The following is a 25,108-nucleotide window of genomic DNA, read 5'->3' as shown; positions in this document are numbered from 1 at the left end:
GGCAGCCACATACTGCCAAACGCCGTTCACGTCCTGCTATATGAGGTTATTTTCCTTTTCAAGCACTCATATGCGGAATTTTAAAATATTTAAATTCCGAATTTAACTGTTCACTTGAACCTTACAAGCTGCTGACCATCTGCGCGTCCGTGATCCGAACGACGCGGTTGCTGAACTTGACAGTCCTGACAGCCAGGGAGGTTTCGACATGATTTACCCCCTCCATCGACAGGATCTGCCCCGACGCCATCTTGTGAAGGTTGTCGAGGTCATCATACAGGCACGTAGCCATGATGTTGCACGGCCCCAATGTGATCATCACGGCCTTCACCAGCGGTATATGCGCTATGTCGCGCGCGATCTGGCGGACATGGCTGACATCCGCCTGTACCGCGACGAAAGCCACATTGGTTGCCTTCTCCAGCTTCAACCCTGTCAGGGCGGTGAAAGCGATCAGCTTTTCCTGCTGCAACCGCTTGATGCGGCCCCTGACCGTGCCCTCATTCACGCCCAGATCGGCCGCGATCTTGCGGTTGGACACGCGCGCATCCTGCGCCAATATGTCGATCAGCTGGTGATCCAGCTCGTCGAGGTCCGGCCTTCTCATGCAAGCCTCCTGCGATCGATGGGAGCGGTATCCAGGCCATAGCGGACAATGTCGAGCCCAATCGCGGGTGTCATCGATCTTATTCCCCGCACCTTCGACAAACGATCCGTGATCAGTGAGGGAAGCTCATCAATGTCACGGAGCGTCAGGAGCAGGCTAATCTCATAATTACCCGTCACCAGATGCGCAGCGAAGACTTCAGGAAATACAGCCAGTTCTTCCGCAACGTCCAATGCCGACCGCCCACTCACCTGCACCGCCAGGTGGATCAGGACATGATAGCCATGCACCGCAAAGTCGGACACGGCTACAACGCGCAGCATGCCCGCATCCTCCATCCGCCGAATGCGCGTCGAAACGGTGGAAGCAATCAGGTTGAGGGATTCCGCGATCTGCTGATTGGTGGCCCGGCCATTTTGCCGCAGCTGTTCGACAATCTTCCGGTCCGTCTCGTCGAACGCAAACGTCTCGCTCATATACCCACTCAACCTCTTTCAACCGCTGCTCTTGCCAGCAAAGGGCCAGAAGGTCGAATCGAAAGCGCATCCTCCGGCCAGCAACATCGCGAGCGCCACCTTAGGGTTGGAAGCAGGGCACATGCCTTCAGTCTCGCAAAAGCGATCCGCCATTCACATGCCAGAGCTGGCCATTGACCCATTCCCCATCGTCGGACGCGAGGAACGCGACCGCACCCGCGATGTCGTCGGGCTTGCCAAGGCGACGGTGGGGCAAATTCTCCAGCATATTGTCCACATAATCCTGCGTCAGATGCTGCGCGACCGCTTCAGTCAAAACCACGCCAGGGCAAATGCCGTTGGCGCGTATACCCTGCTTGCCGAACTTGCGGGCCACGTGCCGGACGAGCGCATGCAGCGCATTCTTCGTCATGGGATAGGCGACCTGCATTGGGTTGCCCGAAATCGCTGCGCCGGAGGAGGTGTAGATCATCGCGCCACCCCCACGCTCCAACAGCACTGGAAGCGCCGCCTGCGTCGCCAGGAAATGGCTCTTGGCATTGATCGCGAAGGACCGATCCAGCACCTCTTCCGAACAGTTCAGCACATCGATGTCGCCTTCGGTGCCGCCCGCCAGATTGCTGTGGTAGAAGTCGAGCCGCCCGAACTCGGACAAGGCGGCCTCAACGATCGCCGCCTGAGACGCCGCCTTCGTGCCGTCAAGCACCACGCCTATCGCCCGTCCGCCCTGCTCGCGAATGGAGCGCGCGGTCTCTTGCGCCCACTCGCCGACAATGTCGCCGATCACGACTGATGCGCCCTCAGCCACTAACCGCCGCGCCGTGGCCGCGCCGATACCGCGCCCGCCGCCTGCGACGATCCCCGCCTTGCCTTCCAATCCGCGCATCATATTCTCCAATATATCAAATCGCCGGACGCCTGTTCTTCCAGGGCGCAGCACTTTCCAGCTGCCCCGCAAGCCTGAACAGCAGCGCCTCGTCGCCATAGCGTCCCATGAACATCACCCCGATCGGCAGACCCGTCGATGACATGGCGAGCGGCACCGACATGGCAGGCTGCCCGGTCATGTTCGCAACCTGGGTAAAGGGCGAGAAGACAGCAGCGCGCTGTCCCCACGCCGCAAAATCGACATCAGGGGTCAGGTTGATCTGCCCCAGCTTCAGCGGCGGAGCGGCCAATGTCGGCGAAAGGATCACATCATAATTCGCCATGAACTGCGCCATGGCAATCGCCGCTGCCTGCAGCGTGTTGTTGGCTCGGGCAAAGTCCATGCCGGTCGCCTTCTGCCCATAGCCCACAAAGCCCAGCGTAATCGGCTCCAGCACATCCGGCCCGATCGCGATGCCCGTCGCCTTCGCTCGATCCATCATGTCCGCAGCCACGGACGAACCGATCAGCACGAAACTCGCCGCGCCCATCGCCGCAATATCCAGCTTCGGCGCGGCTTCCTCGACATGATGGCCCAGGCTTTCGCACAACCGCGCCGCCTTGCGCGCCGCTTCCACGCATTCCGGGTCGACCGGCGATCCAGCAGGCGCATGCAGCATCAACGCTATCCGCAACCGCCCCGGCGCCTTCCCGACTAGCGACAGGAAAGTCTCGCCCGGCGTCGGCGCTGCATAGCGGCCGCCCGGCTCTGGACCCTGCGTCGCATCCAATATGGCGGCGGAATCCCGAACGCTGCGGGTGACGGCATGATGCACTGACAGTCCACCCCAGCCTTCGGTGCGCGGCGGCCCCATCGGTACGCGCCCACGGCTGGGCTTCAGGCCAAAGAGGCCGCAACAGGACGCCGGGATGCGGATCGACCCGCCCCCGTCAGTCGCGTGAGCGGCGGGCAGAACCCCCGCAGCCACCGCTGCCGCCGCACCCCCTGACGATCCGCCCGTAATCCGGCTCACGTCCCACGGGTTGCGCGTGTCCCCGGTCAGCTTGTTCTCGGTCGTCCCGGTCAGGCCCAGTTCCGGCACCGTCGTCTTGCCGAATATGACAAAGCCCGCCTTCTCAATGCGTCGCACCAGCTCGGAGGTTACCTCAGGCTTGTATCCCTTGTAGAAGCGGCTCCCATTCTCGGTCGGCAGCCCCGCAATATAGGTGTTGAGGTCCTTCAGCAGCCAAGGAACGCCGCTAAACGGCCCTTGCGGCAAACCCTTGACGATCGCAGCGCGGCCATAGTCATAATGTTTCTGCGCCATGAAGTTGAACCGCGGGTTCAGCACCTCCGCCTTCCCGATCGCCGCCTCCAGCAACTCGCCGGGCGACACCTGCTTCTGGGCGACAAGTTCAGCCAGACCCATGGCGTCGTGCGTGTCGAGCAGGTTCGCGGACGGTGTGCGGGCCTTTGTCGTCCCCGCGATGCCCAATAGAGCCGCTGCGCCGACGCTCGCCATGCCCTCGCGGCGTGTCATGTCCATTCCTCTCACTCCCACGCCGTCTTTAACCCGGTGTTCCTGCGAAGGCAGAAACCCAGTCCCGCCTTGGCCCTGTCCCGCAACCAATCTGGACTCCTGCCAGCGCAGGAGCACGTCACTTCGTTCAGCTACGCCGCGTTCTGATCCGCATAATAGCGGGCATAATATTTGCGGAACTGCGGGATCGGGCCATCACCATCGCAGATGATCGGGTTCGGCTCGAACTTCTGCCGGTCCCACACGACCTTGTCCTGATCGAACTGCTTGCAGATGTCGCGGATGATCGCCTTGGCAACGCCTGCCCGCTCGCCTTCAGCCTGCGCCTTGGGCTGAGTGAAGCAGAAGCGGACATGCACATGATCGAGTTCGACCGGAGCCAGGCAGGCAACCAGCAGCGTCTCCGAAATGCCGGTAAAGCGCGTCCAGCTTTGCCCCGGCCCCATCGTGTCATAGCTGATGCAGCCATCCACCTCACCCCACGGCGTGCCCATCTTGGCCTTCACGTCCGCGCCACGGCCCCAGTCGCCCCAGCGCAGTTCGCCCAACGGCACATTGGCAGTCCCGTGAATGAAGCGGAAATGCGCAACGTCCACGCCATTTTCCGCCATATTCTGAAGGGAACCCCAGACATTCCACTCATGAACCTCATAATCGGTCCATTCAGGGTCGCTCGCCTCGGGCAGTACCGCCACGTCAAACAGCGGCGCTTCATCCTGCGGATGATACCAGGCCCAGATAAAACGGTTCGCTTCGGTGATGTGCCAGTTGCGCGTGCACTTGCGCTTCACCTGCGGCGGGATATTGCGAGCATAGGGCACGTCCTTCACTACCGCCTCGTCGCCGTCATAGCGCCAGGCGTGAAAGGGGCATTCCAGCAGATTGCCATGCACCTTGCCGCCATGGCCCATATGCGCGCCCAGATGCTTGCAATAGGCGTCCAGCATGCGGACCTTGCCATCCTCGCCGCGCCAGATCGCCAGATCCTTGGAGAAATAGCGCAGCGGCTTCACTTCGCCGACCTGCAATTCCGAGGACAAGAGGATCGGATACCAGCCAAAAGGAATGCCGATATCCAGGTTGCGCTCTTCGATTGATGCGCGGTCCTTTACTTCGGCCAGCCGCCAATCGAGCAGGTCCTGCCCCTTCAGCTTCTCAAGTATCTGCCATACGGCAACCGGCGGGGTGCGCGCGTCGGATGCGGCGGCGGTTTCAGGGTTCGACATGGAAAGGCTCCGTCAGATTATTTGAGGTCAAAGACCTTGATGGCGTTTTCGCGCAGGAATTTCGGCCATACTTCGTCCTTGAAGGGGACATTCTGCATGTCGCTGAATATCCTCTCCAGGCTTAGACCCATCGGGAAGTATCCGGCGTAGATGATCTTGTCCGCGCCACGCGTGTTGGCGTAGTCGATGATCGCCTTGGGATAATGTTTGGGCGCGAAGGCGCTTGTCGAATAATAGAGGTTCGGCCATTTGAGCATCAGCTTTACCGCCAAAGCCTCCCACGGCTCCGCGCCATGACGCATGACGACTTTCAGGTCAGGGAAGAACCAGCACACTTCATCCAGATGCTCAACCTTCTGCGTTTCCATCGGAATACGCGGCCCCGGAATACCGGCATTGAGCAGCACGGGCAGACCCAGCTCGGCGGCAACCGTATAGAGCGGGAACATATATTTGTGATTGATCGCCACCTGTGGCAGCGTGCCCGCCGGGAACACGCTGATCGCCGACAGGCCGACTTCGGCATGGATGCGCTTGATCCGGCGAACTTCCTCCATACCCTTGTTGGGGTCACAGGGCAGGTCGAAGAAGAAACGATCCCCGAACATTTCCTTGGCGCGATAGGATGTGGGATTGTCGTTCCACCCGACAAGCGCCTTGTCGATGCCATATTGGTCCATCTGCTCCACAGTCCAGGACACGAAGTCATCGACCTTGCCGGTCTGTGGAATGTCCTTGAACATATATTGCGCGGGCATCGCGAATTGCTGAAGCGTCTGCTGGTCCTTGATCAACGGCCGGAAGGGATCGAACCAGGCGGAACGATCTTCCGCGTCGGGAATACCCAGCATGCAATCGATTATCTTTATGTCCTTGGGCATGCCCATGGGAACTCTCCTGTTCAGTTGTTTTCGGCCAGCTCGGGCCAGAGCGCACGAAGCGCGATCTTGTTGATTTTCTGCGACTGGTTGCGCGGCAGGGGCTTGGCCGAAAAGGCGACGCGCACCGGCGCCTTATAGGGTGCAAGCCTGCCCGCCACCCAATCGATGATGCTGCGTTCATCCAGACCATCCGCCTGAACCACCGCGACCAGCGCCTCGCCCAGTCGATCGTCCGCGATCCCAAAGGTCGCGCATTCGGTGATCTGCGGCATTTCGCTGAGGACGCGCTCGACTTCGGCGCAATAGATATTCTCGCCGCCTGAAATCACCATGTCCTTGGCGCGGTCGACGATGAAGATATAGCCTTCCTCATCCTGATAGCCGATGTCGCCAGTGCGCAGCCAGCCATCGGGCGTAAGGCTCTTTGCCGTATCCTCCGGCCTGTTCCAGTAGCCATTCATGATCATGGCACTGCGCACGATGATCTCGCCGGTTTCATTCGGACCACAGACCGCGCCGTCCTCCCGCTCGATCCGCAAGTCTACCAGCGGCAACACTCGTCCCGCCGAAGCACGAGCCGCCAGAAAGTCCGCCCCCACGGCTTGGGCGATCGCGCCCGACGTTTCCGTCATGCCATAGCCGGTCCCTATCATCGCATGCGGGCAGAGCTTGCGCACTTCCTCAAGCAGGTTGAGCGGCAGCGCCTGCCCGCCCGATCCGATGTTCCGCACGGAACTAAGGTCAGCCTCCTTGCTTCGCGCGCGATGCACCATGTCCCACAACATGGTGGGGACGGTGGAAAGCTGCGTCACCCGTTCCCGCTCGATCAGGCGCACGGCCTCTTCCGCGTCCCAGCGGCGCATGACGACGATCTTGCCGCCCGACAGGAATGGCGCAAGGAAGCCAGCGCCCAACCCCGAAATGTGGAAAAGCGGATAAACCAGCAAAATAGCCTGAGGCGGCACCTGCGCGGCGATGGCTTCCACCGGAGCCCCATATTCGCGCGCCATATTGTGCAGCACCATCATTCCGGTCAGCTGCGTGCCCAGCAATCCGGTAATCAGGCTGCGGTGGGAAAGCACCGCGCCCTTTACCCGCCCGGTCGTTCCCGACGTGAACAATATGGCGCACGGATCGCCCGGTCCCGCCGCCGCATCGTTCGCGATCGGTGACGTCTCATCCGCCAACGGCTGCGTCACATCGATCAGACGCCCCGCATAGCCTTCGTCGCGCAGCAACGCCGCTCTTTCAGTGTCCGCCAGAACAAGGTCCGGCGTGACCTCTTCGACCATGGTATGAAGTTCGGCGGGCGACCCGCGGCTGTTGAGCAACGCCGCAACGCCGCCCTGCTTCACAACCGCCAGAAACGCCACCATCCATTCCGCGCGGTTGCGCATGCAGATCGCGACCCGCTGCCCCCGCTCTATACCCAATCGGGCGGCCAGTTGATCCCGCCAAGCGAACATGTCCGCAAAGCTCAGCCGCCGCTCGCCTGCTGGCCCGTCGAAATCAACGATACAGATCTGCTCTCCGAAGCGGCGCGCGCCTTCTATCAATTGATTGAGGTCCGACGGCGCGTTCACGAAAAAACGCAGCCCATCCTGCTCGCCAATTTCAAAGGGCGTGCCTGGCGCGGTGACTGTCGCGAAAATTGGGTCGATCTTGCTCATGCTATCCTTGGGGATCACTCTACCGCCGTGGAATTTTCTCGACGGGAGTTTTCGCCGGAGCCGCAGCCCCGCTCATTCCCGACATCCTCTATCCTCGACTCGTCGCCTGCTTTTGTTGAGGCCAACTTTATTCCGTCATTCGCGTAATTCAACAATATTATTTTTCCGCACATTTCAGACAGCCGTTCATGCTGCTTCCGCAAGCGAGGAAGTCGCTGAAATACCCTGAAACCAAAATGATTTTCGCGCAATATCGGCTTGGACACTAGCGGATCGCGATACCATTCCCATGCTCTCATATATCCGTTACGAGCCCCTGAAACATCCATATTCGGAATTTATAGATTTACAAATTACGAATTCTGAATGATCCTGAGTCGCATCGCACCGGTCTCGGCAAGAGTGTGATTCTGTTTAGGTGAGGTTCTGGACGTCGAATGAGCGAGGATTTTCAAGGCCGCGTCGCCATCATCACGGGCGGCAGCGATGGCATCGGCCTCGCGACCGCCACCTTGTTGGCACAGCGCGGCGCGCAGGTCGTCATTTGCGGCCGCAGGCAGGCGCTACTCGACAGCGCGCGCGACAGCATCTCTGCACAAGGCGGCCGGATCGAAGCAATCCAGCTCGACGTCACTGACACCGATGCCCTTGCGGCGATGGTCGAAGGCACCGCGCAAAAATATGGGCGCCTCGACATGCTGGTGAACAATGCCATGTCCACCCATTATGCGCCGATCAGCAAACTGACGCTGGAACATTGGCGCAAGGATTTTGCCGTCAACAGCGACGCCGCCTTCGTCAGCACTAAGGCCGCCCTGAAAATGATGGCTCAGGCGGGCAAGGGATCGATCGTCAACATCGCCTCGACCTGCGGCATCCGCGCGACCGTGAACATGGCAAGCTATTCCGCCTCAAAGGCTGCGCTCGTCCACTTCACCGCCGCCGCCGCGATGGAGGCTGCGCCACTCGGAATCAGGATAAACGCGATCATTCCCGGCCAGGTGCAAACCGCGCCGACTGAACTGTTCTCGGCACGCGCAGCAGACACAGCCGCCCGTACAACGGCCGCCATACCCATGCAGCGTGGGGGCCAGCCCGAAGAATTGGCTCATGCCATCGTCTTCATGCTGTCCGACGCTGCAAGTTACATCACGGGAACAGCTCTACCCGTCGATGGCGGGAAGGCGGCTCAACTTTACATGCCCAGCTAAGGCCCAAACCAGCGGCATCCAGAACTGAATAGTCGAACACACGCAAATAGACTTCAGCGCGGTCGCATTCGTCACAACTAAAAACCTTATTATATCTATGGGAGAGATATTGATGGCCAAGACATATACATGTGCAGCGCTACATCTGATCATCGGGGTCAGCGGCCTGGCTCTTGCCAGCCAATCAATGGCGCAGACCACCGCGACACCTTCGGAGCCGGGCCTCGACGAAATCGTCGTCACTGCCCAGAAGCGCGCCCAGAATCTTCAGGATGTCCCCATCGCCATCAGCGCGATCAGTTCCGAAAAGGTGGAACAGCTCGGCATTCGCGATAGCCGGGACCTGAGCGGCCTTGCGCCCAACGTCGTCGTGACGCAGGGCACCACCAGCAACAGCGCGGCCGTCTTTTCCATGCGCGGCATCTCGAACGGCGGCAGCGAGAGCTTCGGCATCGATGCAGCCAACGGCCTTTACGTGGATGGCGTGTATATCGCGCGCGGCGGCGCCATGGGCCTCAGCGTCATGGACATTGAGCGGGTGGAGGTGCTGCGCGGGCCGCAGGGCACCCTGTTCGGCCGCAACACGACGGGCGGTGCGATCCACTTCATTTCCCGCGCGCCCTCATCCACCTTCCGGCTGAAGGCGGAAGCTGGCTACGGCAATTTCAACGCGTGGAACGGCAAGATCTCCGTCGATCCGGGTGAGATTGCAGGCATCTCGACCACCTTCTCCTACAGCCATAGCGAACGTGACGGGGTTATCGACAACATCCTGCAACCCCGCAACTCCCGCGATCCGGGTGCGCGCAAGTCAGATGCGTTTCGCGCTGGCGCCAAAATCGACCTGGGCGGGACCGGCAGCATCCAATATGTTTTCGACTGGAACCGTATCAAGGGCACGCCGCTCCCCTTCATCCTGACCCACGTGGCGGATGGTACGCCCAACGCCCCGATCACTGTCGATGGTCGGCTGGCGGTGGTGACGCAGCAGGCGCCGGTAGCCCAATATCTGGCGGGAGCAACCTTCGCGGACCCGGAATGCGCGGCACTGGCGGTCCCCTCGCGCACCTATCGTCATAAGGTCTGCAACAACATCCTCAGCAGCGCTACCGACAAGACCTGGGGCCATAATCTGCAAGTCCAGAATGATTTTGGCGGCTTCAAGGTCAAGACAACGACCGGCTATCGTTTCTGGAACAGCGATGGCATTACCGATCTAGACGGAATCGGCGCGTTTAGTGGCCCGGCCTTCTCCAACGCAACACTGTTCAACGGCATGCCTGCATCGCTATTGCAGTTCATTCCGACTATACCGGCAGCAGCCATACCGTTCATCTCCGCAGCGCCTGTGCCGACAATCAGCCAGGATCTCTTCTCTGTCGACAATCGGCGGCGGCACAAGCAATTCAGCCAGGAAGTTGAAATTTCCGGCGACAGCAGTTCGCTGGACTGGGTCGTCGGCGGCTTCTACTTCTGGGAGAAGGGGTCCGAGAATGGTCGTCAAAATAGCGGCTTCATCCTCGACACCAATTCGGTCTTCCTCGCCAATTTCGGTCCTCTTGGACCGGGCTTCGCCGCAGCCAATCCGGCCCGTTACCGGCTCGTCCAGACGCTTGCCCGGCTTAACTACACGACATCGAGCGAGAGCACCGCACTCTACGGCCAGTTCACCTTCTATCCGGGTGGTCGTGACAGCGGCATCCGCCTGACGGCTGGCGGCCGATACACCTGGGACGAAAAGAAGATGATCCGTCTCCAGAACGGTGCGGCGCCGCCTCCCGTCCCCGAATATGGCGCTGCGAAGTTCAGCAAGTTCACCTGGAACCTGATGGCCGGCTACGATGTCGCCGATGGCATCAACCTCTATGCCCGCGCCGCCACCGGCTATCGCTCGGGTGGCTTTAATTCTCAGGACCCCGCGCTCACCGGCACCAACCAGCTGGGCAGCTTCGAACCGGAGAAGGTGACCTCCTACGAAATCGGGGCAAAGACGGAATTGTTCAACCGCCGCCTGCGCCTGAACGTCGCGGCCTATCACAACATCTACGACAATCTGGCTGTCATCGGCCCCGTCACCGACGCTCCAGCGGGCACGTTCGCCACCCGTATCATCAACGCGGGCAAGGTCGTTTATAACGGCGTGGAAGCAGAAGCGCAGGCAGTCCTTTCCGACAATTTCTCGATCGATGGCAGCATCGGCTATATCGACATAAAATATAAGGAGTTTCTCGCCGGACAGTCGCCTGTGACCGGGGAGCCGCCGGTCAACATCGCGTCGATCGCAACGCCCGGCTATACGTCACCCCTGACCGCCAATGTGGCACTGAACGCGCAGTTCCCGCTGAACTGGGGCAATGCCACCCTGCGCGGCCGGATCGGCTATACACATGAAGACGGCAAATATAATTTCAGCAGCAGCCTCGGTTCGCCGTTCAACGAACAGATCAAGGGCGATAATATCGACCTGATCGATGCACAGATCAGCGTTGACGGCATTCCGCTGGGGACGGGCGAAGGCGAAGTCCGCCTGTGGGTGAAGAACCTCACCAACGCGAAGGATTTTGCTCGCGGCATCGACTTCGGCCAGCTCGGCTATGCGGGGGGATATTATGCCGAACCGCGGACCTACGGCATCACCGTCGGCGCGAAATTCTAACGCTTTCCGGGGCCATCCCGCCCTCCCATGCCCCGCCTCCTCCCGGAGGCGGGGCCTTTTTTCTGCCTGACCTCGGCGATCATTTCACTTCGCATTCAGCCTCATTGCGCTAAAACAAGAAACCGACCTATCGCGAAGGGATACGCCGAACTTGCTGAAATCATTGGCCGCCGCATCCTTTCTTGTCCTGTCTTCAGGCTTCGTTGCGACAGCCAATGCCGAAACCTATTATGTCAGTTCGACGCAGGGCGACGACAGCTTCAACGGCACCGCACCAACGCAGCCGTGGCGCTCTCTCTCCCGCCTATCGACTTTCCCGCTGCAACCGGGCGATCAGGTCAAGCTGATGGCGGGATCGGTATGGCGGGAGCCTCTTACCCTCACCCGTTCCGGAAGTGAAAAGGCACCCATCACCGTCACCTCTGACGGAACAGGCCCCCGCGCGCGCATTGACGCAGGCGGAGTGTCTCCCCATGCCGTCGGCATCATCAATGCCGATTATGTGACGGTCAGCGGCCTCGAAATCACGAACGACAGCCCGCTTCCCGCCCACCGCACCGGCCTTCTCATATCGGCGGAGGATCGCGGCATCACGCGCGGTATCCGTATTCGCGACATGTACATTCACGATGTGCGCGGGACCAACGACCGAAAGGATAATGGCGGCATAGTCTTCCGCGCCACCGGGCAAAAGCTACCCACCCGTTTCGACGACCTTATCATCGAACGCAACATAGTCTGGCGCGTCGATCGATCCGGCATAGCCGGGATCAGCGATCAGGTGACATCCTCCAACTGGTTTCCCAGCGAAAAGGTCGTCATCCGCGACAATTATGTGGAGGATGTGGGCGGCGACGGCATCGTGCCGCGCGGCACCAATGGCGCGCTCATCGAACATAATATCGTGCGTTATGCGGGCAGCCGCGCGCCCGGCTATAATGCAGGCATCTGGCAGTGGAGCACGGACAACAGCCTGATACAGCTCAATGAGGCCGCCTATACCCGAACCCGCTACGATGGTCAGGGCTTCGATTCCGATTTCAACTCCCGCCGCACCACGTTCCTCTATAACTACAGCCATGACAATGCAGGCGGCTTTTTGCTCATCTGTTCGCCCGGCCAGGATGACATCGCCAATATCGGCAACCACGGGACAGTCGCGCGCTTCAACGTCAGCCGCAATGACGGAACACGCATATTCCAGATCGCGGGCAATGTGTCGGACGCGCTAATCGAGAAAAATGTCGTCCATGTTGGCAAGGCCATGGACGTCCAGATGGTCGTCGCGACCCAATGGGACGGATGGGCGCGCGCCATCCGCTTCCGCAGCAATGTGTTCAAGGTTGCGGGGACCGCCCGCTACGGCAGCGAGATTGGGCGCAACGGCCCTGACTATCTGATCAAGGCGGGCTTTGACCCAGTGGAGTCTTTCCGGTTCAAGGGCAACAGCTATCTGGGCAGCCACATCGATGCCCCCGATGACGGCGCCGCCCAGATCGAAACCAGCTATGAAGAAAAGCCTGCTGACTGGCAGGTCCCCGTTTTCGACCCCGCCAAACCGGACGGCTTTCCCGAATATATCGCAAGCCATCGGCTCTGGATGCTGGGAATGCTGCGCCGCGAACTTGGAACTTTCGTGAAACTGAAGCAGCCCCGCCGCCTTCATGTTTCAGAAGTGCGGAGGTAGAGCATCTTGGCCACGCCACCTCTCTATGACATGCTGATCGTCGGCGGAGGGATAAATGGTGTCGGCATCGCGCGCGATGCGGCTGGGCGGGGCTACCGGCTCCTTCTGGTGGAACAGGACGATCTTGCCAGCCAAACCTCGTCCGCGTCGACCAAGTTGATCCACGGCGGCTTGCGCTACCTCGAATATGGCGAGTTTCGGCTGGTCCGTGAATCCCTGATCGAACGGGAACGGCTTTGGCGCATGGCGCCTCACATCATCTGGCCGCTTGCCTTCCTGATGCCGCAGAACCTCTCGACGCGCCCGGCATGGTTGGTGCGCCTCGGTCTCTTTATCTACGATCATCTCGGCGGACGGAAAAAGCTGCCCGGAACACGCACGATCGCGCTCGATCGATCGCCTTTGGGAAACAGCCTTGCAAACCGCAAGGGACGCGGCTTCCTCTATTCGGACTGCTGGGTCGAGGACAGCCGCCTGGTGGTGCTGAACGCGATGGACGCCGCCAAACGCGGCGCGCAAATTGAGACCCGCACACGCCTGCTCCACGCCCGCCGGGATGGTTCAGTCTGGTCGGCCACCATCGAGGATGCGCATGGCGTGAAAGAAGTGCGCTCCCGCATATTGGTCAATGCCGCAGGTCCATGGGTCGCCGACATCATCGCCCGCTCCGGCCTAGAGAGTCAGCGGAAAGTCCGCCTTGTAAAGGGCAGTCACATCGTCGTGCCGCGCCTCCATGAAGGGGACCATGCCCTCACGCTTCAGCATATTGACGGCCGCATCATCTTCGCCATTCCCTATGAGCATCGCTTCACGCTGATCGGCACGACCGAGCAAGAGTGGCACGATCCACCGGGCAAGCCACAAATCAGTCAGACCGAGACCGACTATCTGCTGGGCGTCGCAAACAGCTATTTCGCCCGGAAAATCGCCCGCGAAGACATAATCTGGTCCTATTCAGGCATCCGCCCGCTTTATGACGATCAGGCAGGCAATGCCTCCGCCGTCACCCGCGACTATGTCCTCGACCTCGACAGCGAAGGCGCTCCCCTTCTCAGCATCTTCGGCGGCAAGATCACCACCTACCGGAAACTGGCCGAGCAGGCACTCGACCTTCTCGCGTCGCAGGGAATCGAGACACGGGGCGCTTGGACCGCGAACGCACCGCTTCCGGGCGGGGACATGCCCGACGGGGACTTCAACGCCTTCGTGCAAGAATTGGAGCGCGAATATCCCGCCCTGCCCCATTCGCTCCTCCACCGCCTTGCCCGCGCCTACGGCACATGCGCGCTGAAGCTGCTGGGCGCAGCTGAAACGCTGGACGATCTGGGGGGGATGTTCGGCAGCGACCTCAGCCGTGCCGAAGTCGACTATCTTGTCAGGGAAGAATGGGCACAGACCCCAGAGGACATTCTCTACCGCCGCAGCAAGCTCGGCCTACACTTGACGCCGGAAGCCAGCGAGGCGCTTGCCCGCTATCTCGACGGTCCTATTTCGTGCCGATCCGACGTCCGGAATGAGTGAAGCACAGCGCCCCCAGGTGAGGAGATGGGTCTTTGGGACGCTGTGCTTCTCTCCCACAGTGCGACCCGAGGGAGATGAGGCAGTGCGACATGGCGGGACTATCCCGCACATGATCGCGGTATGTCTGTAACCGGGACCGGCAGGCTCGATCGATATCCTGCGCCAGCCCGAACGGATGACTAATTTAGTCCCGACGGCAAATCGCGTGGCCAGGCGGCCCAAATTTCAGGAATGGAGAAAAAGGGATAAGCGGTTTCATCGCGTCATGTCCTGTTTCGGTAACCCCGCTGTCTCAATCAAGAGACCGGAAGCTTTGCGTCCTGCCGTCACCAGCAGTTTGCCTTTTCGTCAGATCACTCGCCGCAGCGCGCTTCTCTGCCTTGGGGATTATTTAACCGAATTATCGCGTCAGGTCAAACATTTGTGGCCAAAAAAAGATGTGGCCTGATAACTTCGCCGACGATCCATCTGTAGTTGTTCATCTCTTCCCACCACCCCCCCAGGCCCTTCCCCGGAACGGTCTGAACCGATAACAGCATCATGCGGCGCCAGCGAAACAGGTGGGATAAGGAATGACGGATCAGTTGATCATCTTCGTGCAAAATGGCGTCGGCCGCATCCGCCTGAACCGGCCAAGGGCGATCCATGCGCTGACGACCGAAATGTGCGCCGCCATGATCGACGCCCTGCTCGCCTGGCGTCACGATGATGATGTGTCCGCCGTCATGCTCGATCACGCCCCATCCCCCGATGGCGACCCCAAATTGTCACGCGGCTTCTGCGCAGGCGGCGACATCGCCATGATCGCCAACAGCGCGAAAGGCGACTTTTCGGACGCGGAGCGCTTCTTCCACACCGAGTATCGGCTGAACCATCTGCTGTTCACATATGAAAAGCCCATCATCGCCTTCATCGACGGCATAGTCATGGGCGGAGGCGTCGGCATATCCGATCCGGCGCGCTTCCGCATCGCGACCGAGCGAACCGTCTACGCCATGCCCGAAACAGGCATCGGCCTTTTCCCTGACGTCGGCGGTGGCTGGTTCCTGCCGCGCATGCCTGGCCGCACCGGCACATGGCTCGCCACCACCGGAGCCCGCATCAATGGAGCGGACTGCGCAGCGATCGGCATCGCCACCCACTATATGACCTCGGAAAAGCTCGACGCGGTCAAGGCCCGGATTATCGCCGACCCCGACGGCATCGGCGAAATCCTAGACGAGATGAGCGACCCACCGCCCCCCTCCCCCTGGGAAGCACAGCGGGCCAACATTGACCGGCTGTTCGCCTCCAACCACTACGAAGACATCCTCGCCGCGCTGCGCACCGACGGATCGGAATGGGCGCGCGCGCAGCTGGCGGTCCTCGCCACCAAATCGCCCCAGACGATCAAGGTCGCCCTGCGGCAAATGGCAGAGGGAGCGGCCTTTACCGACTTCGCGGCCAACATGCGCAATGAATATCGCATCGCCTGCCACGTCATCCGCCACCCCGACTTCATCGAAGGCGTACGCGCCGTCATCTTCGACAAGGACAATGCGCCGAAATGGAACCCGGCCACTCCCGAAGAGGTGCCGAATGCGCTTATCGACAGCATCTTCGCACCACTCGCCCCGGACAGGGAATGGACGCCGCTTCCCGAACTCGGAGAGTGAACGGGCCTTAATCGGGGGTCCCGCTCTAAGCCCCGCCAATCAATCACACATCCCAAACGCCGCTAGCCGCCGCATCCTGCGCATATTCGGAAAAGCGTCTCGGTTTCCGGCCTAATACCCGCTCAACATCATCCGTGACATAGGCCAACTTGCCGTCGGCGATACCAGAATAGGTATAGGCATATTCTTCAGGCAAACCGTTCGACAGGATCGACTCCCGAAATGTGTCGAAGGGAATGGGGGTGAAGCTGATCTTCCGTCCCGTCGCCTTCGTCAACGCGTCGGCGGCGGCTTCAAAGCCTATCGATTCCGGCCCGGTCAGCTCATAAACCTGTCCACTATGTCGACCGTCCAATAACGCCGCTGCCGCGACAGCAGCGACATCTTCGATATCGATAAACGGCTCGGTCGCGTCACCGACCGGCAGCACGATCTCGCCCGCCAGCACCGCGTCGAGGAAGAACATTTCCGAGAAATTCTGCATGAACCATGCCGGACGAACGACTGTCCAGTCCGCCGCACTCGCCCTGAATCCGCCTTCAACCGCATCCAGAAATGCCTCATCCGCTCGCCCGGAAAGCAGCACCTGCCGCTTTACCCCGCAATCCAGCGCAAGCTTTGCAAGCCGCCCAATCTGCGCGCCAGCATCGGGATGCGTATTGTCATGATGCGCGATATAAAGGCCATCCGCGCCCTCCAGCAGCGGTTTCCAGCTGGCCTCATCTTCCCACAGAAACGGCTGTTCCGCGCTCCGCGAACCAATGCGGACGGTGTGACCAAGATTCGCCAGACGATCGGCCAGACGACGACCCGTCTTGCCGGTGCCGCCGACGATGAGAATGGTCGATTTCTGGCTCATTTCTATCCCCTCGGCTGCCATCAGCATATCAATTACAACGATGAATGTAACCTGGCACCCGCTTTGTCCACGAAGAGTTACTATACTGGCCGCTTTCCCGGCGACTGGCGCGTTAGCCAAGGACAGGCTATCAGCCCGTCATGAGCGAGGATATCCGCCACATTCTCGATCGCCTGCGCACGCCGCCCGACAATGTCGTGGCCCGCGCCCGTCGCATGGTTGAGGCTTATGTGCCGGAGGATCGCCGTGGCCCCGGTTGGGATCGCCACTGGCGCGAACTGGAAGCCTATATAGAATTGCCGGGCCGCTGGATCGGCGGAGAGAAAGCCGAAGATGACGTCTGATAAAATCACCGACCTTCTCGTCGCTCGCCTTGTTCGCGACCACGGCCGCAGCAAGCATCACTGGCGCAAGGTACTCGGTGCTGTCCGCCTCTACAGCCGCGCCACCCATCCGCATTGCAACTGGACGATCACACCAACGGGCACCTTCCATGAGGTTTCGGTGATCGAAGGGCTGATGGATGACCTTAGAATGCGATATCCGGTGATCAGCGGCTGAATCAGGCCGATCTCATCAACTGCCTGCTTGCGTATTAACTGGCGGTGCCAGCGGGTTGGGATCCTTCACATCGCCTTTTTCGATCCTTTTCTCCGCTTCGCCGCTTTCCTGATCGCCACCGGCCAGCGGTGATCCCCGTTCCGGCGGCGGTGTATCGTCCCGGCCCTTTGTGGGTTCGTCCGATGATTGGCCGCTCTTCCTGTCCTGCTGCATCGACTTTTCCTTTTGCTGTTATCCTTGATCAACGCCGCGACAGCAGCAGATATCCTTGAGCGAAGCTGGCGCTAACTTCGGCATGTCGGTTAGCCCGGCACCCCAATGCCATCGAAGGCGTTCAGCCACCATGGCACGCGCGCTCAAGGTCTATCGCACCCCTATCGGCTTCCACGACGCCTATGTCGCTACGCCCAGTCAAAAGGCGGCGCTGGAAGCGTGGGGCGCCGACGCCAATCTTTTCGCGCGCGGTTCTGCCGAGCAAGTCACCGAAGCAGAATTAATGCGGGAACCCCTCGCCAATCCCGGCAAGGTCATCAAACGACCACGCGGCAGTGAGGCGGAACATTTGGCCTCCCTTGCCAAATCACCGCAGCAACCCGGCGGGGCGAAATCCCGTCCGGGAAAAGCGACTCCTCCCAACTCCCCGCCGAAGCGCGCATCCCCTGCAACACCACGACCCAGTCGTGAACCACTCGACAGGGCGGAAGAAGCCCTCGCCCTGCAGGAGGAAGAAGACAGGGCGGCGTTGAAAAAACTCAAAGAGAAACAGGCACAGCTTCGCGCCCAAATCGAACAGCTGCGCAAGCAGCAGCAGGCCGCCTATCGGCAGTTGGCTGACCGCGTGGACAACGAACGCCGCAAATATGACACCGCGCTCGAACGCTGGCGCGCGTCATGATCGATCAACCCGCCAAAAAGATAAGGATTTTTACCGCTTTCCGCCAACAGCTTGGCACCAGATCGACTTTGCATCGTTATCGTCATTCAGGAGGGGTCTTGAATGGACGCCCGTGAAGAGATTGTTGCGATAGGGCTGCTGACGCAGAACGATATTCATCGGCTTGGCGAAAGTTTTTCCCGGCTGTTCCCGCTCCCGCGCGACGGCGCCTTCGACGACCTGATAAGGGCGATCGATGAAGCAGACCGCGAAAAGGACCGCCGTCCCAAACCATGATTGGCCGCCCATTGTCCCGGCCCACACAGGGCTAAAGGAAAGTCGGGTCCGGCTGTAAAGCTTCGACCTTATAATGGTCGGGGCAACCGGACCCGGTTCCACGAAATTTGGGGATCTCGCGGAAGCCGCAGGCTCCCCGAGCACCGGCGACTGAGCAGCATTCTACAATGGTGCGCCTCCGCGAACACTGACGCTTAATGCTGCAAGTCCGGCGATTTGGGACGACGCCAAATCTCCTTTAGGAGAGTTGACGGAAAGCCACGCTATCCCCATGGAATCGCGCCTGACTATCCCGATATCAGCAGGGCTTGAGCAGGCCGCCGCTGTGCCGTTATGACGCAACCATGCGATCCTCCCTTTTGCCGCTCCTGCCTGCCCTGTTCATCGCTGGGTGCGCTTCATACCAGCCCGTATCGGACACGCCGGTTCGTGTCGGGCCGCCCTATACGGTGCGCGGCGTCACCTATGTTCCCGCCCAACAACCGGGCTATGATGAAGTCGGCTATGCCAGCTGGTATGGAACTGAATCAGGCAACCGTACAGCGCGCGGAGAGAAGTTCCGGCCGGGCGGGATCAGCGCGGCCCATCCCACCTTGCCGCTGCCTTCCTATGTAGAGGTGACGGAGCTTGGCAGCGGCCGAACCGTGCTGGTTCGCGTCAACGATCGGGGTCCCTTCACGCGCGGGCGGATCATCGACCTTTCCCGAGGGGCGGCGGAAGCACTCGGAATACGCAATCAGGGGCAAAGCGCCGTGCGCGTCAGGCTTGCCGAGCCCCGCGAGAAGGATCGCCAGCGCCTGCGCAAAGGCAAGGAAGCGAGCGAACGGCCGCCGCTCACCGGCGAAGCCCTTGCCGCGCAACGCCGCCGCCTTCTTGCACCGCACTGAATTTGGCCTCGCCTTGACCGCCAACCGCTGTATAGCGGCATATATACCTTAAGCGTCAGGCGTCGCATGCATCGGTTCCTTGTTCTGCTCCTTCTGCTCATTACCGGCTTTGCGGTTGAACCCGCTGAAGCGCGCGAACGCGGGCCTTTGGTATTGGCCGCCGCCAGTCTCCAGGAATCGCTGACCGCCGCCGCCGATGCCTGGACGGCGCAGGGGCATGACCGGCCAGTCCTGTCCTTCGCCGCGTCTTCCGCGCTCGCCCGGCAAATAGAGGCCGGGGCGCCTGCGGACCTGTTTTTATCGGCGGATGAACCTTGGATGGACGCCATCGCCGCGAAAGGGCTCGTCCGCCGTGGCACCCGTGTTCCGCTGCTTACCAACCGCCTCGTCTTGATCGCTCCAGCGGGCAGCGGCACGAAAATGGCGATCCGCCGTGGATTCCCTCTCGCCCGTGCGATCGGCACTGGCCGCCTCGCAATGGCTGACCCGGACAGCGTTCCTGCCGGAAAATATGGCAAGGCGGCGCTTGTGGCACTCGGCGTCTGGCCAGCGATATCCGGTAAAGTGGCGGCGGCGGAAAACGTCCGGGCGGCTCTTGCAATGGTGGAGCGGCAGCAGGCGCCTTTTGGCATCGTCTATGAAACCGATGCACGGGCCACGACCGCCGTCCGTATAGTGGGCATCTTTCCTGCGGCCAGCCACCCGAAAATTACCTATCCACTGGCACTGTTAAGCCGCTCCACCCATCCCGAAGCGGCAGGATTTCACCGCTTTCTCCTGTCGCCACGCGGCAAGGCGATCTTCCACCGCTACGGCTTTGGAACGCATTGACGGTGACCGTCCTCAGCCCGGAAGAATGGGAGATCGTCCAGCTGTCCCTGAAGGTCAGCTTCGCGGCCATGCTCTTCGCTCTCCCCTTGGCCTTCGCCCTCGCCTGGGTCCTCGCGCGCTGGCGCTTTCCCGGCAAGCTGCTGCTCGACGCGGCGGTTCACCTCCCGCTTGTCCTGCCGCCGGTAGTGATCGGTTGGCTGTTGCTCCTTACCCTCGGACCTGCCGGACCTGTAGGAAGCATTATGGAACGCTGGTTCGGTGTGACCGTCATGTTCCGCTGGACCGGCGCCGCCATCGCTGCGGGCATCATGGCCCTCCCCCTGATGGTGCGCGCCATCCGCCTGTCGATCGAAGCCGTAGATCACCGCCTGGAAGAAGCCGCCCAAACCCTCGGCGCCAGCCCCGCCTGGTGCTTCCTCACGATCCTCCTCCCCCTGTCTCTACCCGGATTAGCTGCGGCATTCATTCTTGGTTTTGCGCGATCGCTCGGCGAATTCGGCGCGACCATCAGCTTTGTCTCAAACATCCCCGGAGAAACACGCACCCTGTCGCTCGCCATCTACAGCGCCCTCCAGATCCCCGGCGCCGACGCCGTCGTATGGCGGCTCGCCGTGATTTCGATCTGCCTTTCTCTCGGCGCACTGTTGCTTTCAGAAGCGCTCAGCCGCCGGGTATCGGCGGATAGGTCCAGCCATGTCCTTTGACATCGACGTCCGCAAGGTTCTCGGCCCCACCCTCGTTACGGCGCGCTTTGCAGCATCAGATGGCATCATCCTGCTCTGGGGAACCTCCGGCGTAGGGAAGACCTCGATCCTCAACATGATCGCTGGTCTGCTGCGCCCGGATCAGGGTCATATCAGCGTCGATGGAGAAATATTGTTCGATGCCGATGCCGCCATCGATCTGCCCTCCCATCGTCGTCGCATCGGATATGTTTTCCAGGATGGCCGCCTTTTCCCCCATCTTCGGGTGCGGGCGAACCTGCTCTATGGCTATCGGCTTGCGACGCCGCAGGACAGATGGATGTCTCTACAAGCGGTCGTCGATTTTCTCGGGATTGAGCATCTGCTCAGCCGCTGGCCACGCACATTGTCGGGCGGCGAAGCACAACGCGTTGCCATTGGCCGCGCTCTGCTGTCTGGCGCCCGAGCATTGCTCATGGACGAGCCTCTCGCCTCCATAGACCCCGCTCGCCGGGAAGACATTATGGATGTCGTCCTGCGCATACGGGACGAGCTTCGGCTCCCGATAATCTATGTCACCCATAATCCAGACGAAGCCGACCGTCTGGCAACGCGAAAGATCGAACTTACGCCTTCATTTCGATAAGGGCGACCAGCCCGCCATCGTCCGCATTCATCAGCCGGACGGACGCGTCGAAGGTGAGCGCCAGTGACCGCGCTATAGTGAGGCCGATGCCCGTGCCGGGCCGCCCGCCCGGCTGCCCTGAAGCCCCGCGCGTAAATGGTTCAAACATCTGATCTAGTTGTTCCGGCGGTATGCCCGGCCCCTTGTCACGGATGTGGATGACAAGTCGGCATCCCTGGCGGAAGCATCCGATTTCGGCCGCGCCACCATATTTGAGGGCGTTACTGACCAGATTAGTGATGCATCGGCTCAGTGCATTGGGCTTGGCCCGGATCGTCCCGCCACACCCTCCCGCGAACCGCAATGGAGCACCCAGATCCTGCGCATCCTCGACCATGCTTTCCAGCATGGAATCGATATCGATGACGGACCATTCTTCCTGCGTCTCGGTACTAGCGGCGAGATCGAGTCCTTCCTTGACCAAAGTCTGCATGGCCTGATGGTCCTGCAACAGCCGCGCACGCAACTCCTCATTTTCAACGAGTTCAAGCCGTAACCTTAGCCGAGTGAGCGGCGTCTGCAGATCATGGCTGATGGCCGCCAGCAATTGCGTACGCTCGGCAAAACCAGCACGCGCGCGCCGTTGCATGAGGTTGAAGGTCGATAGCGCCGCACGTACTTCCTCAGGCCCATTTTCCGGGATTTCCTCCGGGTCGAGCGACAGGGAGAAGGACTCCGCCGCATGCTCAAGGCGCCGCAGCGGTTGGGTCACGATCCGTGACACGATGATAGCAAGACCAGCAGATGCGACAATGATCAGGAGCATATAGAGCGGGTTGGCCATCATACTGGGCGGACGCTCCATGCGCGGCAGGTTGAGCGCCATGGACCGCCGAGCACCAGTGCTATCGGTAAATCGCACGATCCAGCAGGACGGGCGCGGCGTGTTGACCACCCCAGCGGCGCCCGCCGATGGATCATAACGCAGGCGCGGAAAGCAAAATCCTGCAGGAACCTGGCTAGCCTCCGGGTTCGACCCGGGGCCGAACCGCGCCCTGAGCGCTTTTGCAAGCTCAGCATCCGGTTCAGCCACTGCAATGCCCTCCGGTGCCAACGCCGCGCCCATGATCTGCTGGGCCGCCAGCATGGCCTCCACCCGTTTAGGATCACGCTGAAGGCGATGACCGATGTCCTCGGCGCTCGCCACCACCCGCTGCATGCGCCATTGCTGAAAGTCATGGCTCCTACTCTGTTCAGCAATCAGCAAAGCCAGCATCGCTGCCAACGACATGCCAATCGTCAGCAGCAGGAATATCTGTCCTGTCAGCGAGCGCAAAAAGCCTCGAACACGGCTCCAAAGACGCTCAATCATTCGTAGGACACCGGACTGGCGAGTACATACCCTTCGCCACGCACCGTCAGGATGAGTTCCTCACCCCCCGGCATGGTCGCCAGTTTCTGTCTCAATCGGCTCACCTGTAGATCGGTCGAGCGGTCGAATGCAGCAGTCGCTCGACGTTCAGGCACAAGGCTTTCCCGTGAGAGGACCACATTGGGCTCCTCGATAAACCGGGACAGCAAACGGAACTCCGCAGACGAAAGCATCACCAGTCGGCCGTCTTCAGCGATCAGCCTGCGCTGGAAGAGATCGAGGCGCCAGGGACCGAAGCTGGCGATGCGCACGCCTTTGTCGCGCTGCCGGTCGGGTTCGTCAGCATGGGACCGGCGTAACAGGTTGCGTATGCGAACGAGCAATTCGCGCGGCTCGAACGGCTTTGTGAGATAGTCATCCGCTCCCAGTTCCAACCCGAGCACCCGGTCGACCGCGCTGCCTCTGGCGGATACCATGATGATGGGGACGTCATTTCCTTCGGCCCGCAACTCCCGGCACAGGGTGAGCCCGTCACCGTCCGGAAGGTTGAGGTCAAGCACGATGAGGTCGGCCGCATGCACCGAAAGGGCCTGATAAAGCTCTCCCAAGCTGCCTGCGGCTACCACCTCATAATGTTCCTGCCGCAGCTGCTGAACAATCAGGTCCCGAATATCGGGGTCGTCATCGACTACGATCAGGCGTGCTTGGCGGCTGTTCATCTGGTCAGGCATCGCCGCCTTTTACGGTGTTCAGCATTAAAAGTCTGCCTTCCTCAGAGCCTCTGATACGCGCTGATACATTCCGACATATTGCGATGCACAATGGCACATGTTCGGCCTTTTCAAACTCCTGCCGAGAAGCGAATAGGGAGCGTCGGAGCCTGCCAGATAGCTGGCCCGTCCTTCACCCGGCGCTCCCCCTCCCCCTGCGCCGGGTGAAGTTTCCGCTCTGCTGAACCCCGCCACTGGATCACCTGCCGCCATGCCGCTGCGCTCTGCACTCTCCTCATCCCGCTACGCTCAATTAAGCGCGGCCTTTTGTTTGCTCGCAACCGCATGCAGCCAAAGCAAACCGCCTGAGAAAAAGCAGGTCGAAGTGGGCGTAGTCACGCTTCAGGCGCAGGACGTTACCGTATCGACTGAGCTACCCGGACGCACCGCTTCGACGTTGATGTCCGAAGTGCGGCCTCAAGTTGCTGGGGTCGTTCAGAAGCGCCTCTTTACCGAAGGCTCCTATGTGCATGCGGGCCAGCCATTATATCAGATTGATCCGTCCCTCTACCGCGCCTCTCGCGATGAAGCGCAAGCTTCGCTAGCCAATGCGCAGGCGACAGCGGTCGCGGCGCAAGCCAAGGCGCGCCGCTATCAGGCGCTCGGGCAGACAGAGGCCGTGAGCGCGCAGGAGCGGGACGACGTGGTGGCATCTTCGCGGCAAGCAAGCGCCGCCATTCAACAAGCGCGCGCGTCGCTTCAGACTGCCAGCATAAACCTGCGCTTCACCGAAGTTCGGGCACCGATCAGCGGGCGCATTGGCCGTTCTTCGGTCACGCCCGGCGCATTGGTCACAGCCAGTCAAGCTGCCCCCCTCGCCACGATCCAGCAGCTTGACCCCATCTTTGTCGACATCACCCAGTCCAGCGCGCAGCTCCTGGCGCTGCGCCGCAATCTGGCCGCGGGTAAAGCACTGCCCGCCAGTGCCAACATCCGGCTGAAACTGGACGACGGCAGCGACTATCCGCTCGAAGGCCGCATAGAATTCGCCGAGCCTATCGTCGATCCCAATAGCGGCACCATAACCCTGCGCGCACGCTTCCCCAATCCTGACAGTCTTCTCCTTCCCGGCATGTTCGTACGCGTCGTGGCCCCGCAGGCCGTCATACCCAAAGGCATACTTGCGCCCCAACAGGGGATCAGCCGCGATCCCAAGGGCAATGCCACCGCGCTTGTCGTCAATCGCGCTAACAAGGTGGAGCAACGTACCGTCACCACGGCGCAGGCGATAGGCGACAAATGGCTCGTGACCGCAGGCCTCAAGTCCGGTGATCGGCTGATCGTCGAAGGAACGGACAAGGTGAAACCGGGCGATACCGTCCGCTCCGCAACCGTCGGCCAAGGGAGCTAG

General features: G+C 60.8%; 25 protein-coding genes and 1 riboswitch. Of the genes, 14 read left to right on the top strand and 11 right to left on the bottom strand.

The window, feature by feature from the left end; translation table 11 throughout:
• Nucleotides 1-121: 121 nt before the first annotated feature.
• The 7 genes from ACWNC0_RS01185 to ACWNC0_RS01155 form a co-directional block, all read right to left on the bottom strand.
• The gene (locus tag ACWNC0_RS01185; protein ID WP_449469022.1) at nucleotides 122-607 is read right to left on the bottom strand and encodes an Lrp/AsnC family transcriptional regulator; all 486 of its coding nucleotides are present in this window, start codon (nucleotides 605-607) and stop codon (nucleotides 122-124) included.
• Nucleotides 604-1,083, bottom strand: coding sequence for an Lrp/AsnC family transcriptional regulator (locus tag ACWNC0_RS01180; protein WP_196227172.1), 480 nt, complete (start codon nucleotides 1,081-1,083; stop codon nucleotides 604-606). Before ACWNC0_RS01180 ends, ACWNC0_RS01185 begins: the two co-directional genes overlap by 4 nt.
• A gap of 127 nt (nucleotides 1,084-1,210) precedes the next feature.
• Nucleotides 1,211-1,972: an SDR family NAD(P)-dependent oxidoreductase gene (locus tag ACWNC0_RS01175; protein ID WP_449469020.1), complete on the bottom strand. Its 762-nt coding sequence runs from the start codon at nucleotides 1,970-1,972 to the stop codon at nucleotides 1,211-1,213.
• Between the two features lie 13 nt (nucleotides 1,973-1,985).
• Nucleotides 1,986-3,491 (bottom strand): amidase, encoded by a 1,506-nt coding sequence (locus ACWNC0_RS01170; RefSeq protein WP_449469018.1) that lies wholly within the window; start codon nucleotides 3,489-3,491, stop codon nucleotides 1,986-1,988.
• Between the two features lie 131 nt (nucleotides 3,492-3,622).
• Entirely contained in the window at nucleotides 3,623-4,717 is a 1,095-nt protein-coding gene (locus ACWNC0_RS01165) for a Rieske 2Fe-2S domain-containing protein (protein WP_449469016.1), read from the bottom strand.
• Between the two features lie 17 nt (nucleotides 4,718-4,734).
• The gene (locus ACWNC0_RS01160; RefSeq protein WP_449469014.1) at nucleotides 4,735-5,604 is read right to left on the bottom strand and encodes an amidohydrolase family protein; all 870 of its coding nucleotides are present in this window, start codon (nucleotides 5,602-5,604) and stop codon (nucleotides 4,735-4,737) included.
• Between the two features lie 14 nt (nucleotides 5,605-5,618).
• Nucleotides 5,619-7,268 (bottom strand): class I adenylate-forming enzyme family protein, encoded by a 1,650-nt coding sequence (locus ACWNC0_RS01155; protein ID WP_449469012.1) that lies wholly within the window; start codon nucleotides 7,266-7,268, stop codon nucleotides 5,619-5,621.
• 437 nt (nucleotides 7,269-7,705) lie between these two features.
• On the opposite strand from ACWNC0_RS01155, the gene ACWNC0_RS01150 reads away from it, so the two are divergent.
• From ACWNC0_RS01150 to ACWNC0_RS01130, 5 genes are all read left to right on the top strand, one after another.
• Nucleotides 7,706-8,479 carry an SDR family NAD(P)-dependent oxidoreductase gene (locus tag ACWNC0_RS01150; RefSeq protein ID WP_449469011.1) on the top strand — a complete coding sequence of 258 codons (774 nt, stop codon included), beginning with the start codon at nucleotides 7,706-7,708 and terminating at the stop codon, nucleotides 8,477-8,479.
• A 112-nt stretch (nucleotides 8,480-8,591) separates the two neighbouring features.
• Nucleotides 8,592-11,135 carry a TonB-dependent receptor gene (locus tag ACWNC0_RS01145; protein ID WP_449469009.1) on the top strand — a complete coding sequence of 848 codons (2,544 nt, stop codon included), beginning with the start codon at nucleotides 8,592-8,594 and terminating at the stop codon, nucleotides 11,133-11,135.
• 151 nt (nucleotides 11,136-11,286) lie between these two features.
• On the top strand, nucleotides 11,287-12,822 hold the full coding sequence (locus ACWNC0_RS01140) for a right-handed parallel beta-helix repeat-containing protein (protein WP_449469007.1): 1,536 nt from the start codon (nucleotides 11,287-11,289) through the stop codon (nucleotides 12,820-12,822).
• 30 nt (nucleotides 12,823-12,852) lie between these two features.
• A complete protein-coding gene (glpD, locus tag ACWNC0_RS01135) occupies nucleotides 12,853-14,343 on the top strand; it encodes a glycerol-3-phosphate dehydrogenase (protein WP_449469834.1) in 1,491 nt (496 codons plus the stop codon).
• 274 nt (nucleotides 14,344-14,617) lie between these two features.
• Nucleotides 14,618-14,695, bottom strand: a riboswitch (cyclic di-GMP riboswitch).
• 220 nt (nucleotides 14,696-14,915) lie between these two features.
• A complete protein-coding gene (locus tag ACWNC0_RS01130) occupies nucleotides 14,916-15,998 on the top strand; it encodes an enoyl-CoA hydratase/isomerase family protein (protein ID WP_449469005.1) in 1,083 nt (360 codons plus the stop codon).
• 43 nt (nucleotides 15,999-16,041) lie between these two features.
• On the opposite strand, the gene ACWNC0_RS01125 is transcribed toward ACWNC0_RS01130, so the two are convergent.
• Complete coding sequence (locus tag ACWNC0_RS01125; RefSeq protein ID WP_449469003.1) at nucleotides 16,042-16,857, bottom strand: NmrA family NAD(P)-binding protein; 816 nt, start codon at nucleotides 16,855-16,857, stop codon at nucleotides 16,042-16,044.
• A gap of 140 nt (nucleotides 16,858-16,997) precedes the next feature.
• Here ACWNC0_RS01125 and ACWNC0_RS01120 point away from each other — a divergent pair, with 140 nt between their 5' ends.
• On the top strand, nucleotides 16,998-17,201 hold the full coding sequence (locus ACWNC0_RS01120) for a hypothetical protein (protein ID WP_449469001.1): 204 nt from the start codon (nucleotides 16,998-17,000) through the stop codon (nucleotides 17,199-17,201).
• Nucleotides 17,191-17,418, top strand: a complete 228-nt coding sequence (locus ACWNC0_RS01115) for a hypothetical protein (protein ID WP_196227162.1) — start codon at nucleotides 17,191-17,193, stop codon at nucleotides 17,416-17,418. The genes ACWNC0_RS01120 and ACWNC0_RS01115 overlap by 11 nt, the downstream gene beginning before the upstream one ends.
• Before the next feature lie 15 nt (nucleotides 17,419-17,433).
• Here ACWNC0_RS01115 and ACWNC0_RS01110 read toward each other — a convergent pair whose 3' ends face one another.
• Nucleotides 17,434-17,631, bottom strand: a complete 198-nt coding sequence (locus ACWNC0_RS01110; RefSeq protein ID WP_449468999.1) for a hypothetical protein — start codon at nucleotides 17,629-17,631, stop codon at nucleotides 17,434-17,436.
• A gap of 130 nt (nucleotides 17,632-17,761) precedes the next feature.
• Here ACWNC0_RS01110 and ACWNC0_RS01105 point away from each other — a divergent pair, with 130 nt between their 5' ends.
• The 6 genes from ACWNC0_RS01105 to ACWNC0_RS01080 all read left to right on the top strand — a co-directional run bounded on the left by ACWNC0_RS01105 (nucleotide 17,762) and on the right by ACWNC0_RS01080 (nucleotide 21,636).
• Complete coding sequence (locus tag ACWNC0_RS01105) at nucleotides 17,762-18,313, top strand: hypothetical protein (protein WP_449468997.1); 552 nt, start codon at nucleotides 17,762-17,764, stop codon at nucleotides 18,311-18,313.
• 102 nt (nucleotides 18,314-18,415) lie between these two features.
• Nucleotides 18,416-18,589, top strand: coding sequence for a hypothetical protein (locus tag ACWNC0_RS01100; protein ID WP_449468995.1), 174 nt, complete (start codon nucleotides 18,416-18,418; stop codon nucleotides 18,587-18,589).
• Between the two features lie 344 nt (nucleotides 18,590-18,933).
• Nucleotides 18,934-19,476, top strand: a complete 543-nt coding sequence (locus ACWNC0_RS01095) for a septal ring lytic transglycosylase RlpA family protein (protein ID WP_449468993.1) — start codon at nucleotides 18,934-18,936, stop codon at nucleotides 19,474-19,476.
• Nucleotides 19,477-19,542: 66 nt separating this feature from the next.
• Nucleotides 19,543-20,307: a molybdate ABC transporter substrate-binding protein gene (gene modA, locus ACWNC0_RS01090; RefSeq protein ID WP_449468991.1), complete on the top strand. Its 765-nt coding sequence runs from the start codon at nucleotides 19,543-19,545 to the stop codon at nucleotides 20,305-20,307.
• Between the two features lie 2 nt (nucleotides 20,308-20,309).
• A complete protein-coding gene (gene modB, locus ACWNC0_RS01085; protein WP_449468989.1) occupies nucleotides 20,310-21,011 on the top strand; it encodes a molybdate ABC transporter permease subunit in 702 nt (233 codons plus the stop codon).
• The gene (locus ACWNC0_RS01080; protein ID WP_449468987.1) at nucleotides 21,001-21,636 is read left to right on the top strand and encodes an ATP-binding cassette domain-containing protein; all 636 of its coding nucleotides are present in this window, start codon (nucleotides 21,001-21,003) and stop codon (nucleotides 21,634-21,636) included. Before modB ends, ACWNC0_RS01080 begins: the two co-directional genes overlap by 11 nt.
• Here ACWNC0_RS01080 and ACWNC0_RS01075 read toward each other — a convergent pair.
• Both ACWNC0_RS01075 and ACWNC0_RS01070 read right to left on the bottom strand, forming a co-directional pair.
• Nucleotides 21,617-22,987, bottom strand: a complete 1,371-nt coding sequence (locus ACWNC0_RS01075) for an ATP-binding protein (RefSeq protein ID WP_449468985.1) — start codon at nucleotides 22,985-22,987, stop codon at nucleotides 21,617-21,619. The two genes, ACWNC0_RS01080 and ACWNC0_RS01075, sit on opposite strands and share 20 nt — an antisense overlap.
• Nucleotides 22,984-23,718, bottom strand: coding sequence for a response regulator (locus ACWNC0_RS01070; protein ID WP_449468983.1), 735 nt, complete (start codon nucleotides 23,716-23,718; stop codon nucleotides 22,984-22,986). Before ACWNC0_RS01070 ends, ACWNC0_RS01075 begins: the two co-directional genes overlap by 4 nt.
• 250 nt (nucleotides 23,719-23,968) lie before the next feature.
• Between ACWNC0_RS01070 and ACWNC0_RS01065 the strand changes: the two genes are divergently transcribed.
• Nucleotides 23,969-25,108, top strand: coding sequence for an efflux RND transporter periplasmic adaptor subunit (locus ACWNC0_RS01065; RefSeq protein ID WP_449468981.1), 1,140 nt, complete (start codon nucleotides 23,969-23,971; stop codon nucleotides 25,106-25,108).

It is taken from the genome of Sphingobium chungangianum (assembly GCF_977014255.1).
Note: the sequence above shows the minus strand (reverse complement) of the source record. Positions and strands in the feature narration are given on the sequence as shown.